This window comes from Virgibacillus necropolis, from assembly GCF_044793635.1.
GTDB lineage: Bacteria > Bacillota > Bacilli > Bacillales > Amphibacillaceae > Virgibacillus_F > Virgibacillus_F necropolis_A.
In genome coordinates, this window is the sequence record NZ_CP084992.1 from 2918457 (window position 1) to 2933102 (window position 14646).

At 42.1% G+C, this 14646-nt stretch carries 12 protein-coding genes and 2 rRNA genes; 9 read left to right on the forward strand and 5 right to left on the reverse strand.

The window, feature by feature from the left end; all coding sequences use genetic code 11:
- The first annotated feature begins 67 nt into the window (after positions 1 to 67).
- The 6 genes from LG329_RS14140 (at position 68) to perR (ending at position 4370) form a co-directional block, all read left to right on the forward strand.
- Positions 68 to 478, forward strand: coding sequence for an ion channel (locus LG329_RS14140; protein ID WP_404451468.1), 411 nt, complete (start codon positions 68 to 70; stop codon positions 476 to 478).
- A 60-nt stretch (positions 479 to 538) separates the two neighbouring features.
- Complete coding sequence (gene bcp, locus LG329_RS14145) at positions 539 to 1006, forward strand: thioredoxin-dependent thiol peroxidase (protein ID WP_404451469.1); 468 nt, start codon at positions 539 to 541, stop codon at positions 1004 to 1006.
- Between the two features lie 70 nt (positions 1007 to 1076).
- Entirely contained in the window at positions 1077 to 2186 is a 1110-nt protein-coding gene (locus tag LG329_RS14150; RefSeq protein ID WP_404451470.1) for an aminopeptidase, read from the forward strand.
- A 22-nt stretch (positions 2187 to 2208) separates the two neighbouring features.
- Positions 2209 to 3159, forward strand: coding sequence for a D-2-hydroxyacid dehydrogenase (locus LG329_RS14155; protein ID WP_404451471.1), 951 nt, complete (start codon positions 2209 to 2211; stop codon positions 3157 to 3159).
- 2 nt (positions 3160 to 3161) lie between these two features.
- Positions 3162 to 3719 (forward strand): cob(I)yrinic acid a,c-diamide adenosyltransferase, encoded by a 558-nt coding sequence (locus LG329_RS14160; protein ID WP_404451472.1) that lies wholly within the window; start codon positions 3162 to 3164, stop codon positions 3717 to 3719.
- A gap of 201 nt (positions 3720 to 3920) precedes the next feature.
- A complete protein-coding gene (perR, locus tag LG329_RS14165) occupies positions 3921 to 4370 on the forward strand; it encodes a peroxide-responsive transcriptional repressor PerR (protein WP_404451473.1) in 450 nt (149 codons plus the stop codon).
- 533 nt (positions 4371 to 4903) lie between these two features.
- On the opposite strand, the gene LG329_RS14170 is transcribed toward perR, so the two are convergent.
- The 5 genes from LG329_RS14170 to LG329_RS14190 form a co-directional block, all read right to left on the reverse strand.
- Complete coding sequence (locus LG329_RS14170) at positions 4904 to 5170, reverse strand: hypothetical protein (RefSeq protein WP_404451474.1); 267 nt, start codon at positions 5168 to 5170, stop codon at positions 4904 to 4906.
- A 27-nt stretch (positions 5171 to 5197) separates the two neighbouring features.
- A complete protein-coding gene (locus tag LG329_RS14175) occupies positions 5198 to 5332 on the reverse strand; it encodes a hypothetical protein (protein ID WP_404451475.1) in 135 nt (44 codons plus the stop codon).
- Positions 5333 to 5432: 100 nt separating this feature from the next.
- Entirely contained in the window at positions 5433 to 7190 is a 1758-nt protein-coding gene (pabB, locus tag LG329_RS14180; RefSeq protein ID WP_404451476.1) for an aminodeoxychorismate synthase component I, read from the reverse strand.
- Positions 7187 to 7771, reverse strand: a complete 585-nt coding sequence (locus LG329_RS14185; RefSeq protein ID WP_404451477.1) for an anthranilate synthase component II — start codon at positions 7769 to 7771, stop codon at positions 7187 to 7189. The genes pabB and LG329_RS14185 overlap by 4 nt, the downstream gene beginning before the upstream one ends.
- 98 nt (positions 7772 to 7869) lie before the next feature.
- Positions 7870 to 8262 (reverse strand): YgzB family protein, encoded by a 393-nt coding sequence (locus LG329_RS14190; protein WP_404451478.1) that lies wholly within the window; start codon positions 8260 to 8262, stop codon positions 7870 to 7872.
- 310 nt (positions 8263 to 8572) lie between these two features.
- Here LG329_RS14190 and LG329_RS14195 point away from each other — a divergent pair, with 310 nt between their 5' ends.
- From LG329_RS14195 to LG329_RS14205, 3 genes are all read left to right on the forward strand, one after another.
- Positions 8573 to 9448, forward strand: a complete 876-nt coding sequence (locus LG329_RS14195) for a nucleotidyltransferase-like protein (protein ID WP_404451479.1) — start codon at positions 8573 to 8575, stop codon at positions 9446 to 9448.
- Positions 9449 to 9858: 410 nt separating this feature from the next.
- Positions 9859 to 11424, forward strand: a 16S ribosomal RNA gene (locus LG329_RS14200).
- 227 nt (positions 11425 to 11651) lie between these two features.
- Positions 11652 to 14572 (forward strand): 23S ribosomal RNA (locus tag LG329_RS14205).
- Together the 16S and 23S rRNA genes form the textbook arrangement of a ribosomal RNA operon.
- Positions 14573 to 14646: the final 74 nt, after the last annotated feature.

Genomic DNA, 14646 nt, shown 5'->3' on the forward strand with positions numbered 1-14646 from the left:
TTTACAAAAAATAAATGACATAGACCTATTGGACAAAGCGTATGGTTATAGTAAAGAAGGGGATAGTATGACGATTGTTTCTTGGATCTTTATTAGTATAGTAAGTGTAACGATGGTTGGCAGTATTGCCTATTTTATGAGACATAGTAAAAATCATGAACGAAGCTTTTCGATGGAAATATTTTATACACTCCTTGTCGTATATAGCATTGTTATTATAGGCTTTGCACTTATTTATTTTATTCTTTCTTTTCACAGGATATTGTTAGTAGAAGGTGAAGAACTTAGACAAGTAAGTGTACTAGGATCATTTATCCACTCTATGTACTTTAGTGGTGTTACCATGTTGACAATCGGATATGGTGACATAACTCCAATCGGTTATGGACGTTTGATTGCCTTGATTCAAGCATTAATCGGCTATATTTTACCTACAGCATTTGTGCTTCGTTTAGTGCAAAATAAGCAAGATGATTAGTCCGAACAAGAAACTATGCTATAGTAGAAATAATGTAAATACTTGTTTGGAGGGGTACAAATGACAGTAGAAACTGGAAAAGTAGCACCAACTTTCACACTACCAAATCAGGATGGAGAAAATGTAAGTTTATCTGATTTTAAGGGCAAGCATGTAGTTTTATATTTTTATCCAAAAGATATGACACCAGGCTGCACAACAGAGGCATGTGATTTTCGTGATCACCATGCAAGCTTTCAGGATCTTGACGCAGTAATTATTGGGGTAAGTCCAGATCCTGTTGATCGTCATCAAAAATTCATTGATAAACATGATCTACCATTTTTATTATTGGCTGACGCGGATCATAAAGTGGCAGATGAATATGGAGTATGGAAGCTAAAGAAAAACTTCGGCAAAGAATATTATGGTATCGAACGGTCAACGTTTATCATTGATAAAGAAGGCACACTTCAAAAAGAATATCGAAAAGTAAGTGTAAAAGGACATGTGGAAGACGCATTAACATTTATTCGTGAAAAAATATGAAGGAATGAAGACAGTCCCCGGGTTGATGGACTGTCTTCTTGATGTTTGAAAAACTAGGGGGAATTTAGAAATGCATGATCCAAGATTGACAAAACTAGCTCACCAATTACTAACACATTCACTTGCAATGAAAGAAAATGAAACCGTTTTAATTACTGGAAGTGTCAATTCCAAGCCGTTAATAAAAGAGTTAATTAAAGCGTCCCATGAGTTGAACATAATTCCGCATGTGGAATATACAGATGATGAGATATCAAGATTGCTTTTAACCAATGCTACAAAGGAACAGTTTACAGCAATCAATAAATGGAATTTATCTAAGTTTAAGGATATTGATGGTTTTGTACAAATTGTGGGAGAAGAAAATGATGCAGAAATGAGTGGGGTTCCACAAGAACAATTTCGACTGGCTGGCATGGAAATGAAGACATCAAATGATTTTTTAGTAGATGAAAGGAAATGGGTTTTACTTAATTATCCAACCAACGGGTTTGCCCAAAAAGCCAAGATGAGCTTTGACGATTTTTACAACTATTATATTGATGTAAGTACGATCGATTACAAGAAGATGGAACAAGCTCAGTGTTCATTGAAGGATTTGATGGACAAAACAGATAAGGTTCATATTGAGGCTTCAGGTACTGATTTAACATTTTCGATAAAAAATATTCCAGCGGTAATGTGCGCTGGGGAGTATAATATTCCTGACGGAGAAGTATATACAGCGCCAATAATAGATAGTGTCAACGGAACTATATCCTATAACACGCCATGCCCGTATCAAGGAAATGTTTTCCATAATGTGGTATTGACCTTTAAAGAGGGGAAAATAGTGGAAGCAACTGCGGATAAATCAGAAGAATTGAATGCAATATTAGATACCGATGATGGTGCGCGGTTTATAGGGGAATTCGCAATCGGTTTAAATCCGAAAATAACAGAACCGATGGGTGATATTTTGTTCGATGAAAAGATTGCAGGAAGCCTGCACTTCACTCCTGGCGCAGCCTATGATGACGCCGATAATGGAAATGATTCGGCGGTTCACTGGGATATGGTATTAATTCAACGGGATGAATACGGTGGGGGAAAAATATATTTTGACGACGTATTAATCCGTGAAAATGGTATATTTGTGGTTGAGGAATTAAAAGCTTTAAACCCAGAAAATTTATTATAAGGCACTATAGGAGGAATGGAAGTTGGATATTCTTTTTTCAGCGAAGGTTTCAGAGCGCCACCGAGACAAATTGAAACAGCAATTTTCTAAGCAATCATTCATTTTTTGTGACAACATGGTTGAGGCAGAACACCATTTAGCTTCTGCGGAAGTTCTTGTTACATATGGCGAAGACCTAACAGAGGTATTAATAGGCACGGCGGAGAGACTAAAATGGATTATGGTTCTATCTGCAGGAATGGATAGAATGCCATTCACTGCTATAAACAAAAAAGGTATTTTAGTAACAAATGCACGTGGAATTCACAAGGTTCCGATGGCGGAATTCGCTATTTCCAGCATTATGCAGGTTTCAAGACAAACGAAACAGCTTTTCAAAAATGAAGAAAACCATAAGTGGGATCGTTCGGTTAGAATGCAGGAAATAACCGGAAAGACAATGTTAGTTGCAGGTACAGGAGCGATAGGCCAAGAGGTTGCCCGGCTGGCAAAAGCATTTCGAATGAAAACATATGGTGTTTCTAGAAGCGGCAAGCAGCTCGAATTCTTCGATGAAAATGTGACACCAGATGAAATGAAAAGATTATTGCCGGAAATGGACTATGTTGTATCGGTATTGCCGAGTACACCAGAAACGAAAGACTTTTTTACGGAAGAGCACTTTAAGGTGTTACCGGATCATGCCATATTTCTTAATATGGGTCGGGGGAGCGCAGTCTCTAATGAGGTTTTATTCAATGCTATTCAATCAAATGAAATTGCACATGCAATCCTGGACGTAGTTGAAGAAGAACCACTTCCATTAGATCATCCGTTTTGGGACATGGAAAATGTAACTATCACACCACATTTGTCAGGAATTTCACCACATTATCAAACTCGTGCATTAGAAATTTTTGAACAAAACCTTCATATTTATATACAAAATGGAACAAACTTTATCAATAAGATTGATATTACCAGGGGGTATTAACCATGCGAATTTATACGAGATCAGGCGATAAGGGAAAAACATCATTAATATACGGTCAGCGCGTACCGAAAAATGACTTACGAGTCGAGGCATATGGAACATGTGATGAAACAAATTCGATGATAGGATTGGCTTTAAGCTTTTTGGAAAACGAGGAGTGGGGTGAAAAAGGCGATTTCCTGAAAACAATGCATCGTGTGCAAACAATTCTTTTCCATGTTGGGGCAGAACTAGCTACTCCAAGCGATAAAGAAGTGAGCTGGAAATTGAAAAAAGAATATATCCAAGAATTAGAAGATCAAATTGATGCGTGGGACAAAGACCTTTCACCATTGAAAAATTTCATATTGCCATCAGGCCATCGTGCGTCCAGTGCATTACATACAGCACGAACCGTTGCACGGAGAGCAGAGCGTACAGCTGTAGGTTTAGAAGATGAACTAGAAAACCCTTTAGTGGTTTCCTATTTGAATCGACTTTCTGATTTCTTGTTTGTTGCAGCCCGTTACGTGAATTACAGCCTAGGTGGAGAAGAAATTCCTTTGCAGGCAGATGTATAGATTTTAATTTTAGTGAAAATCGACTGAATAAGTGATAACCATGAACTTTTATTCATATACTTTTATTGACAGATAGGCATTATAGAAGGTACACTAAATTATAGTAATTATAATCTAATAATAGTAGTAGAATTGCACGTTGATAAATATAAACTATTATCGGAATAAAGTATAAAAAATCTATAAATGAAAGTGAGGTGCATGACGGTGTCTGAAAGAAAACTCAACGCAGCGATTGACACACTAAAAGAATCAGGCGTACGGATTACACCACAACGTCATGCGGTTCTTGAATTTCTTCTTAATTCCATGATACACCCAACAGCAGATGATATATATAAAGCACTTGAAGGGAAATTTCCTAATATGAGTGTTGCAACTGTATACAATAATCTTCGTGTCTTACGGGAAATCGGATTAGTTAGAGAACTGACCTATGGAGATGCGTCAAGCAGATTTGACTGCAATACATCAGATCATTATCACATAATTTGCGATTCCTGTGGAAAAATTGTTGATTTCCATTATCCGTCATTGGATGAAGTGGAATCTCTTGCTGAACAGGTAACTGGATTTGAAGTAAGTCATCACCGAATGGAAATTTATGGGAAATGTGAAGGCTGTCAAAAGGTCGAAACTAAAAAACACTAATAAATAATGAAAACCCAGCAACGTTCGGAAGTTGCTGGGTTTTTTGATGGGAAAGAAAGTATAAAACTTTGGCGTTAATCTGTCTAGCTCCAGCGCCTAGCCCGCCTGAGGTTTTAAGTCAAATCTCTTTGTGATAAAAATCATCACTAAGAGATTCGTCTTAAACTTGTCGGGGCTGACCAAGGCGCTTGCGCTTTTCTTGATAGTAAAGAATGTATAAAATATTAACATTGATTATTTTGGTCACCATGTAGGGCCACGTCCAGCTCCAGCGCCCAGTGACTAGTGGATTTCCTTTACCTTCTTACGATAAGTCAACATCGGTTGTTAGAAGGAAGGCCGACTAAAAGCGGGCTTTGCGCCCAACGTCGGTACACCCCTATGAAGGGGCGTGTTTCCTTTATCTCATACGGTTCAGTCCAATCCATACGTCACTAAACGGGCGCTTGCGCTTTTGCTCATGGTTTAGAATTAATAAAACCAAAAAAATAAATAAAGCGCTTGGTTGTTTGATTGTGTACACCAAGCGCTCTTTATCTTCTGTTTAAAGCGTCCCAGAGGTCCCCGACAGGGATTCCGCTTATATCGTCAAGCAATTTATCCATTTTGGTTTTACGACGGAGGGAACCCTGGAGAATTACTTCAACGGTTTGATCTTTATCTATGAGTACCGATTCAACCTGTAACGCATTCAATAGTAAAGCGGTGATAACTGCAACTTGTTGAGGAGAGAGATTATGTTTGTTAAACGCGTCCAATGATTTATCCTTTTGCTCGGATCTTTTGTTGTTGTCGCGCATACTATTCATCACCATCTTAGCATGTAATTAGACTAACGGAATAATCGTTGTACTGTCATCCTCTTCATTTCCTTTATGTTCCTTATTGTTACCTAGAACAAATGTAATGAATAGAACCGTTGATACAATTAATAAAACGTCATGCTGAATGCCATCTCCCATTTCATTCCATCCTCCGTTTCACGTGGCTTCTTAATTTATTATAGAAAAAGGATGTAAAAACGTGACTGAGTGGCTCGTTCTTGTTCTTCAGTAGGTTCGATTATTGTGATATAAGCTTAACAGATACCCATTCACGTACACTATTAACAAACCACACGCGTTCACAATTCTGCAATTCATCCACTAGAATACCTTGCTCAACCACTTCACCCGTATCAATTAATTTTTTTCGAAAAGTTCCAGCCAGAAGACCACTGTTGATTGGTGGGGTGAACAATTGACCATCAATCTGCGCCACAATATTTCCACCTGTAAATTCAGTCACTTCATTATTTTCGTTCCATAATAGAACATCATAAACGTTCAAGTGGCTGGCCTTTGCATTTTCATAAACAGTCCGGTTCGTTGTTTTGTGATAAAGAAAACTATCTTCACTGGAAATAGGTTCTTTAGCTAGTGCAACTTCAACTTCCACAATCGGGTTTTCTGAAATCTGTATGGCCTCACAATTGAACTGCCCATCTTTATGAACAAGTAAACGGATTTTCCACCTGCCCTGGCTATGACTAGCAGCAATGTCTGCTAAAGTTTCCCGTATTGCCCGCAAGTCAATTGGAAAATTGAAGTATCGTGCGGATTTTTCGAGTCGCTCTAGATGGTTTTGCAAAACTAAATAATCTCCCTCGACTAACCCGATTGATTCAAGCAACTGAAATTCCGGTTGTTTTCGCTTCAATAATGCAGATTTTGTTAAGATTTCATCGTATTCCCCATCACTAGTAGAATCCCATGTCACACCACCGCCGACTCCATAAGTAGCAGACCCATCTTCATGATCGATTGTCACAGTGCGGATTGGCACATTGAAAACTGCTTCATTTTGAGGCGTAATATATCCAATCGCGCCACAATAAACACCTCGAGGAGAGGATTCTAATTCTTGTATGATCCTCATTGTACTAATTTTAGGTGCCCCAGTAATTGATCCACATGGAAATATTGCTTTGAACATGTCTGTTATAGAAGTGTTTTCTTCAATATTGCCAGTTACGGTTGATGTCATTTGATAAACAGTTGGATATTTTTCAATTGAAAACAATTCAGGAACATGAACACTTCCTGGCTTCGCAATACTTCCAAGATCATTGCGCAATAAATCTACAATCATTACATTTTCTGCACGGTTTTTCTCAGATTGAGCCAGCCAGGTTGCATTTTCACAATCTTCCTCATAGGTCTTGCCACGCTTTACAGTTCCTTTCATCGGTCTTGTAGTAATTTTGTCATTACTTTTTTGAAAAAACAACTCTGGTGACGCCGATAAAATAGTATGATCAACTGTCTGGATAAATGCGCTATAATCGGCCGATTGTGCTTGGGCTAACTGTTGATAATAGGCTTTTGCGTCACCCGTGAATGAAGAATTCATACGAATCGTATAGTTTACTTGATATGTATCACCTTGTTCGATATATTTCTTAATTGCTTCAATATTTGTTTGGTAATCCGCTGCAGATTCCGAAGCCTTCCATTCATTAAGAGAAAAGGATTCTGTTCCCTGCAGCTGCTGTTTTTCATCTATTGGTTCCCGGAAAATACCAAACCAAAGAAGCGGCATTTTTCCGCCGTTGTTTACACGAAACTCTGGATCAAAAGCTGGGGCAGCTTCGTAAGTTACATAGCCAGCCGCATAATAACCATCGTCAACAAATTGCTGGACTTTTTCAAGGGAAGGGAGCACATCATCCTTATTCTTTGCACAAATAATATCAACTGGATCTTTGAAGGTCATGGGATTTTTAACCCCATGTGAGTCTTTAAAGTTAAAAAACAACTCAGGATTTTTTGTATGTCTCATTGAACTAATGCCTCCTTCTTCTTATGGAAAAAATTATTCAAAAGGGCAAGTCCATCTTCAGTTAGTATAGCTTCAGGATGTGCCTGAATCCCCTCTACAGGATAAATTTTATGACGTATCGCCATGATTTCTCCCTCATTTGTTGTAGCGGTTACCATTAAACATTCTGGTAACGTTGCAGCTTCAACAATCAATGAATGGTATCTAGTAACTGAAAGTGGACTTTGTAATCCTTGAAATAACCCTTGTCCATCATGGGTGATGGAAGAAACTTTTCCATGCATAGGCTTATTCGCCTTTATGATGTTTCCGCCAAAAGCTTGTGCAATTGTTTGATGACCAAGGCAAACCCCTAGGAGCGGAATTTTGGTATGAAGTTTATTAACAACATCTAGTGAAATTCCGGCCTCAGATGGATTTCCAGGTCCCGGCGAAATCAATATATGAGAAGGGTCCATATATTGAATTTCTTCTATTGTAAGTTTATCATTTCGAGCAACAACTACCTCTTGATCTAATTGCTTTATATATTGAACCAAATTATAGGTGAAGGAATCATAATTATCGATAACTAAAATCACTTTACATGTACCTCTTTTCAATAATGAAATATACGCTATTATTATAGCAAAATTTAAAAGAGCATGGAGCAAATAAAAAACCCGCCAAGGTGACGGGTTTAATCTTTTTTGCTTTTAACTTTTTTATTAAATTCACGGCGGTGTTTACCTGAGTTATATTTTTCATCAAACTCTTTACCCTCTAAATCTTTGTCTAGTGTGAGCGGTTGTTTACAGTGCATACACGCATCAACTTTGCCCAGCATCTTAGTTGGCTTTTCGCAGTTTGGACAAATAATAGCAATTGCCTTTGTCGATAACATGCCAATCCAAAAATAAACGACGGTGCTAAAGATAACACATAGGATACCAATTATGAAAAATATCGCCATCAGCCATCCAATATCCTTTGTAAAGATTCCAAGATACATAAACCCGAAACCTCCAAAGATTAAAAACAATGCGAAGGAGCGAATTTTATTAATTTTACTTGAATAGACCAACTGTGCCATGTCAATCCTCCTTAAATCTTTGTAGAACAACTCGTCATTCAACTTATCTAATAGTGATGACGAGTTTCTTCCTATACTGTTTCATTTGAAATTTTTATAATTACTTCAGTGCAGAAACAGTATAGCATATCTTCTTGTATGGATGGAGTATAAAAAACTATAAGGAACTCAGTAATAAGAACAGCGAAGGCTTTTGTCATTAGAACTTAGCGTTAAGTTAAGTTCTTCATGAATTTTTTGTGACTAAAGAGGAATTTTAATATGCCATATCGAATAGTAGAGTATAAACGAAATTGGAGGAGTTCATTCAATGGAGGATTTATTACGACCTATTTATCAAGAGCGAGCTAGTGACCTAGATACTTTAGGTATTCTATTAATAGAAAAAACGAGGCCTAACAGCCCACTAACGGATAATTTTGATGTTATCTTATTAATCATTGTAGATAATGAAGATCAGCCGTGGCATGTAAAACATTATGAGTTTGATGATAAAATCGCTGCCCTGCATGTGGTAAGGGAAGACTTATTAATGCAATGGATTGATACAAGTACATACCGCCGTGCAGTTGAGTGGGTTATATATGGAAAAGTTATATTTGATCGAAACGAGTATATTAGTAGCTTAAAGGAACAGCTAAGAAGTTTTCCATCTATTAAGCGCGATTTACGTAAAGCAATTGAATTTGGCAAATTAGTGAGAAGTTACAGTGAAGCGAAAGATTTGTATGAAACAATGCATTATAAGGATTCATATAGTAGGATGCTACATTCGCTACATTATTTAGCACGGCTAGCTGTCATTGAAAAAGGCTTTCATCCAGAGGTAACTGTTTGGAAGCAGGTACGACAAATTGATCCGGAAGTGTATAAGTTATATGAAGAATTAATTCAAAGCAGTGAGGAAATTGAAAAACGTGTTCAATTGATGATACTGGCAATTGATTTCGTAATTAGCAATCGTGCGAGATATTCCGCAAAACATTTGCTTGATATAATGAGTGAAAGAGAAGGAAGTTGGTCATATAGTGAATTGAAGACTCATCCATCGCTTGTACCGTATGGACTAGATCTTACAGCAATTGTTTCTTATTTATCCGAGAAAAATATTATTAAAACCGAACGTGTAGAAACAAAAGGTGTTGGTGTTTATCAAAGGAAATATATGGTAAACAGTGCTGAATAAATTCATAGTAGCCTACATCCAATACGTTTGGTGTGGGCTACTATGTAATAAAAGTAATAAATTGTAAATGATGTAAATCGTTAGTGTGTGGCTGTTTTACAGTGAGTTTGATTAGTGTGATTATGTAGAAATAACTTTTTCATTAAAAATAGGTTTGACTTCTTCATTTGAGCATGGTAAAGTTAATTCTGTTGCAAAAAAGCGTGATGAACACGGCAACAAAAAAATAAAGATTAACAAATTTCTTGTTGACATTATAACAATGATTATGGTAATCTATTAGAGTCGCTGTTTTGAAGCGGCGCGATAAATTTGCTCCTTGAAAACTGAACAAACAACCAAGTATGTCAAGTAACGAAACAAAGCTAAGACAATTGATAGAATCGATTGGTGTTGATTCTATTCAAACTTTTTTGGAGAGTTTGATCTTGGCTCAGGACGAACGCTGGCGGCGTGCCTAATACATGCAAGTCGAGCGCGGGAAACAAGCAATCGCCCTTCGGGGCGTGAGCTTGTGGAACGAGCGGCGGACGGGTGAGTAACACGTGGGCAACCTACCTGTAAGATTGGGATAACCCCGGGAAACCGGAGCTAATACCGAATAATACTTTTTATCACATGGTAGAAAGTTGAAAGGCGGCTTTTGCTGTCACTTACAGATGGGCCCGCGGCGCATTAGCTAGTTGGTGGGGTAATGGCCTACCAAGGCGACGATGCGTAGCCGACCTGAGAGGGTGATCGGCCACACTGGGACTGAGACACGGCCCAGACTCCTACGGGAGGCAGCAGTAGGGAATCTTCCGCAATGGACGAAAGTCTGACGGAGCAACGCCGCGTGAGTGATGAAGGTTTTCGGATCGTAAAACTCTGTTGTTAGGGAAGAACAAGTACCGTTCGAATAGGGCGGTGCCTTGACGGTACCTAACCAGAAAGCCCCGGCTAACTACGTGCCAGCAGCCGCGGTAATACGTAGGGGGCAAGCGTTGTCCGGAATTATTGGGCGTAAAGCGCTCGCAGGCGGTCTTTTAAGTCTGATGTGAAAGCCCACGGCTTAACCGTGGAGGGTCATTGGAAACTGGAGGACTTGAGTACAGAAGAGGAGAGTGGAATTCCACGTGTAGCGGTGAAATGCGTAGAGATGTGGAGGAACACCAGTGGCGAAGGCGACTCTCTGGTCTGTAACTGACGCTGAGGAGCGAAAGCGTGGGGAGCGAACAGGATTAGATACCCTGGTAGTCCACGCCGTAAACGATGAGTGCTAGGTGTTAGGGGGTTTCCGCCCCTTAGTGCTGAAGTTAACGCATTAAGCACTCCGCCTGGGGAGTACGGCCGCAAGGCTGAAACTCAAAAGAATTGACGGGGGCCCGCACAAGCGGTGGAGCATGTGGTTTAATTCGAAGCAACGCGAAGAACCTTACCAGGTCTTGACATCCTCTGATAGCGATAGAGATATCGTGTTCCCTTCGGGGACAGAGTGACAGGTGGTGCATGGTTGTCGTCAGCTCGTGTCGTGAGATGTTGGGTTAAGTCCCGCAACGAGCGCAACCCTTGATCTTAGTTGCCAGCATTTAGTTGGGCACTCTAAGGTGACTGCCGGTGACAAACCGGAGGAAGGTGGGGATGACGTCAAATCATCATGCCCCTTATGACCTGGGCTACACACGTGCTACAATGGATGGAACAAAGGGAAGCGAAGCCGCGAGGTGTAGCAAATCCCATAAAACCATTCTCAGTTCGGATTGTAGGCTGCAACTCGCCTACATGAAGCCGGAATCGCTAGTAATCGCGGATCAGCATGCCGCGGTGAATACGTTCCCGGGCCTTGTACACACCGCCCGTCACACCACGAGAGTTGGCAACACCCGAAGTCGGTGAGGTAACCTTTATGGAGCCAGCCGCCGAAGGTGGGGCCAATGATTGGGGTGAAGTCGTAACAAGGTAGCCGTATCGGAAGGTGCGGCTGGATCACCTCCTTTCTAAGGAAAAACAGAAAGCAGAAGCTATTCGTAGCTGAAGCCGTACTGTTTAACGGAAGATCGGTGACGCTTGTCGTCATCGATAAGACCTGCCATTGGTAGGCCTTGACATATAAGGTTGTTTGTTCAGTTTTGAGGGATGCGAATCTCTCTTTTTGTACCTTGAAAACTAAATAAGAGCAAGATAGACAACGACATCAAAAACGTAAGTTCTTAATCATAAAGATAGTTAAGTGAAGAAGGGCGCACGGTGGATGCCTTGGCACTAGGAGCCGACGAAGGACGGGACTAACACCGATATGCCTCGGGGAGTTGTAAGTAAACTTCGATCCGAGGATTTCCGAATGGGGAAACCCACTGTTCGTAATGGAGCAGTACGCATATCTGAATACATAGGGTATGTGAGGCAGACCCGGGGAACTGAAACATCTCAGTACCCGGAGGAAGAGAAAGCAAATGCGATTTCCTGAGTAGCGGCGAGCGAAACGGAATCAGCCCAAACCAGAAAGCTTGCTTTCTGGGGTTGTAGGACACTCCTTTGGAGTTACAAAGAAATTCTTTAGACGAATCGATCTGGAACGATCAGCCATAGCGGGTAAGAGCCCTGTAATCGAAAAAGAGTTTCCTCCGGAGTGTATCCTGAGTACGGCGGGACACGAGAAATCCCGTCGGAATCCGGGAGGACCATCTCCCAAGGCTAAATACTCCCTAGTGACCGATAGTGAACCAGTACCGTGAGGGAAAGGTGAAAAGCACCCCGGAAGGGGAGTGAAATAGATCCTGAAACCGTGCGCTTACAAGTAGTCGAAGCCCGTTAATGGGTGACGGCGTACCTTTTGTAGAATGGACCGGCGAGTTACGATCGTATGCGAGGTTAAGTGGAAGACACGGAGCCGCAGCGAAAGCGAGTCTGAATAGGGCGAAATAGTATGCGGTCGTAGACCCGAAACCGTGTGATCTACCCATGTCCAGGGTGAAGGTCAGGTAACACTGACTGGAGGCCCGAACCCACGTATGTTGAAAAATGCGGGGATGAGGTGTGGGTAGGGGTGAAATGCCAATCGAACACGGAGATAGCTGGTTCTCTCCGAAATAGCTTTAGGGCTAGCCTCAACATATGCGTACTGGAGGTAGAGCACTGATTGGACTAGGGGCCCTCACCGGGTTACCGAATTCAGTCAAACTCCGAATGCCAGCTACGTTAAGTTGGGAGTCAGACTATGGGTGATAAGGTTCATAGTCGAAAGGGAAACAGCCCAGACCGCCAGCTAAGGTCCCAAAGTATACGTTAAGTGGAAAAGGATGTGGAGTTGCCCAGACAACCAGGATGTTGGCTTAGAAGCAGCCACCATTTAAAGAGTGCGTAATAGCTCACTGGTCGAGTGACTCTGCGCCGAAAATGTACCGGGGCTAAACGTATCACCGAAGCTGCGGATTGTTCTTAGAACAATGGTAGGAGAGCGTTCGAAGTGCTGTGAAGTCAGACCGTGAGGACTGGTGGAGCGCTTCGAAGTGAGAATGCCGGTATGAGTAGCGAAAAAAGAGTGAGAATCTCTTTCACCGAAAGCCTAAGGTTTCCTGAGGAAGGCTCGTCCGCTCAGGGTTAGTCGGGACCTAAGCCGAGGCCGAAAGGCGTAGGCGATGGACAACAGGTAGATATTCCTGTACCACCTCATGAATGTTTGAGCGATGGGGGGACGCAGTAGGATAAGGAATGCGCACGATTGGAAATGTGCGCCCAAGCAGCAAGGGAGTTGGATTGGCAAATCCGTCCAACAATTCTGAGCTGTGATGGGGAGGGAACTATAGTACCGAAGTTCTGGATTTCACACTGCCAAGAAAAGCCTCTAGTGAGTTCATAGGTGCCCGTACCGCAAACCGACACAGGTAGGCGAGGAGAGTATCCTAAGGTGATCGGGAGAACTCTCGTTAAGGAACTCGGCAAAATGACCCCGTAACTTCGGGAGAAGGGGTGCTCCTTTTAAGGAGGAGCCGCAGTGAATAGGCCCAAGCGACTGTTTAGCAAAAACACAGGTCTCTGCGAAGCCGAAAGGCGAAGTATAGGGGCTGACACCTGCCCGGTGCTGGAAGGTTAAGGGGAAAGGTTAGCACCTTCGGGTGCGAAGCTTAGAACCGAAGCCCCAGTAAACGGCGGCCGTAACTATAACGGTCCTAAGGTAGCGAAATTCCTTGTCGGGTAAGTTCCGACCCGCACGAAAGGTGCAACGACTTGGGCACTGTCTCAACGAGAGACCCGGTGAAATTATACTATGCGTGAAGATGCGCATTACCCGCGACAGGACGGAAAGACCCCGTGGAGCTTTACTGTAGCCTGATATTGAATGTTGGTACAGCTTGTACAGGATAGGTGGGAGCCTTAGAAACCGGAGCGCTAGCTTCGGTGGAGGCATCCGTGGGATACCACCCTGGCTGTACGGACATTCTAACCCAGGACCGTAATCCGGTTCGGAGACAGTGTCAGGCGGGCAGTTTGACTGGGGCGGTCGCCTCCCAAAGAGTAACGGAGGCGCCCAAAGGTTCCCTCAGAATGGTTGGAAATCATTCGCAGAGTGTAAAGGCATAAGGGAGCTTGACTGCGAGACCTACAAGTCGAGCAGGGACGAAAGTCGGGCTTAGTGATCCGGTGGTTCCGCATGGAAGGGCCATCGCTCAACGGATAAAAGCTACCCCGGGGATAACAGGCTTATCTCCCCCAAGAGTTCACATCGACGGGGAGGTTTGGCACCTCGATGTCGGCTCATCGCATCCTGGGGCTGTAGTCGGTCCCAAGGGTTGGGCTGTTCGCCCATTAAAGCGGTACGCGAGCTGGGTTCAGAACGTCGTGAGACAGTTCGGTCCCTATCCGTCGTGGGCGTTGGAAGTTTGAGAGGAGCTGTCCTTAGTACGAGAGGACCGGGATGGACACACCGCTGGTGTACCAGTTGTTCCGCCAGGAGCATAGCTGGGTAGCTACGTGTGGAAAGGATAAGTGCTGAAAGCATCTAAGCATGAAGCCCCCCTCAAGATGAGACTTCCCATCACTTCGAGTGAGTAAGATCCCTCAGAGACGATGAGGTTGATAGGTTCGAGGTGGAAGCGTGGTGACACGTGGAGCTGACGAATACTAATCGATCGAGGACTTAACTAACAAATTATGATGTACGTGTCTATAGCGCTCTTATTTAGTTTTTAGGGTACAAAATAAAAAAAGTACTTGCATTT

What these genes read in the sequence shown, in the direction of transcription:
- LG329_RS14140 (WP_404451468.1), top strand. Translation starts at nt 68, where the DNA reads ATGACGATTGTTTCTTGGATCTTTATTAGTATAGTAAGTGTAACGATG.
- bcp (WP_404451469.1), top strand. Translation starts at nt 539, where the DNA reads ATGACAGTAGAAACTGGAAAAGTAGCACCAACTTTCACACTACCAAAT.
- LG329_RS14150 (WP_404451470.1), top strand. Translation starts at nt 1,077, where the DNA reads ATGCATGATCCAAGATTGACAAAACTAGCTCACCAATTACTAACACAT.
- LG329_RS14160 (WP_404451472.1), top strand. Translation starts at nt 3,162, where the DNA reads ATGCGAATTTATACGAGATCAGGCGATAAGGGAAAAACATCATTAATA.
- perR (WP_404451473.1), top strand. Translation starts at nt 3,921, where the DNA reads ATGACGGTGTCTGAAAGAAAACTCAACGCAGCGATTGACACACTAAAA.
- LG329_RS14170 (WP_404451474.1), bottom strand. Translation starts at nt 5,170, where the DNA reads ATGCGCGACAACAACAAAAGATCCGAGCAAAAGGATAAATCATTGGAC.
- LG329_RS14175 (WP_404451475.1), bottom strand. Translation starts at nt 5,332, where the DNA reads ATGGGAGATGGCATTCAGCATGACGTTTTATTAATTGTATCAACGGTT.
- pabB (WP_404451476.1), bottom strand. Translation starts at nt 7,190, where the DNA reads ATGAGACATACAAAAAATCCTGAGTTGTTTTTTAACTTTAAAGACTCA.
- LG329_RS14190 (WP_404451478.1), bottom strand. Translation starts at nt 8,262, where the DNA reads ATGGCACAGTTGGTCTATTCAAGTAAAATTAATAAAATTCGCTCCTTC.
- LG329_RS14195 (WP_404451479.1), top strand. Translation starts at nt 8,573, where the DNA reads ATGGAGGATTTATTACGACCTATTTATCAAGAGCGAGCTAGTGACCTA.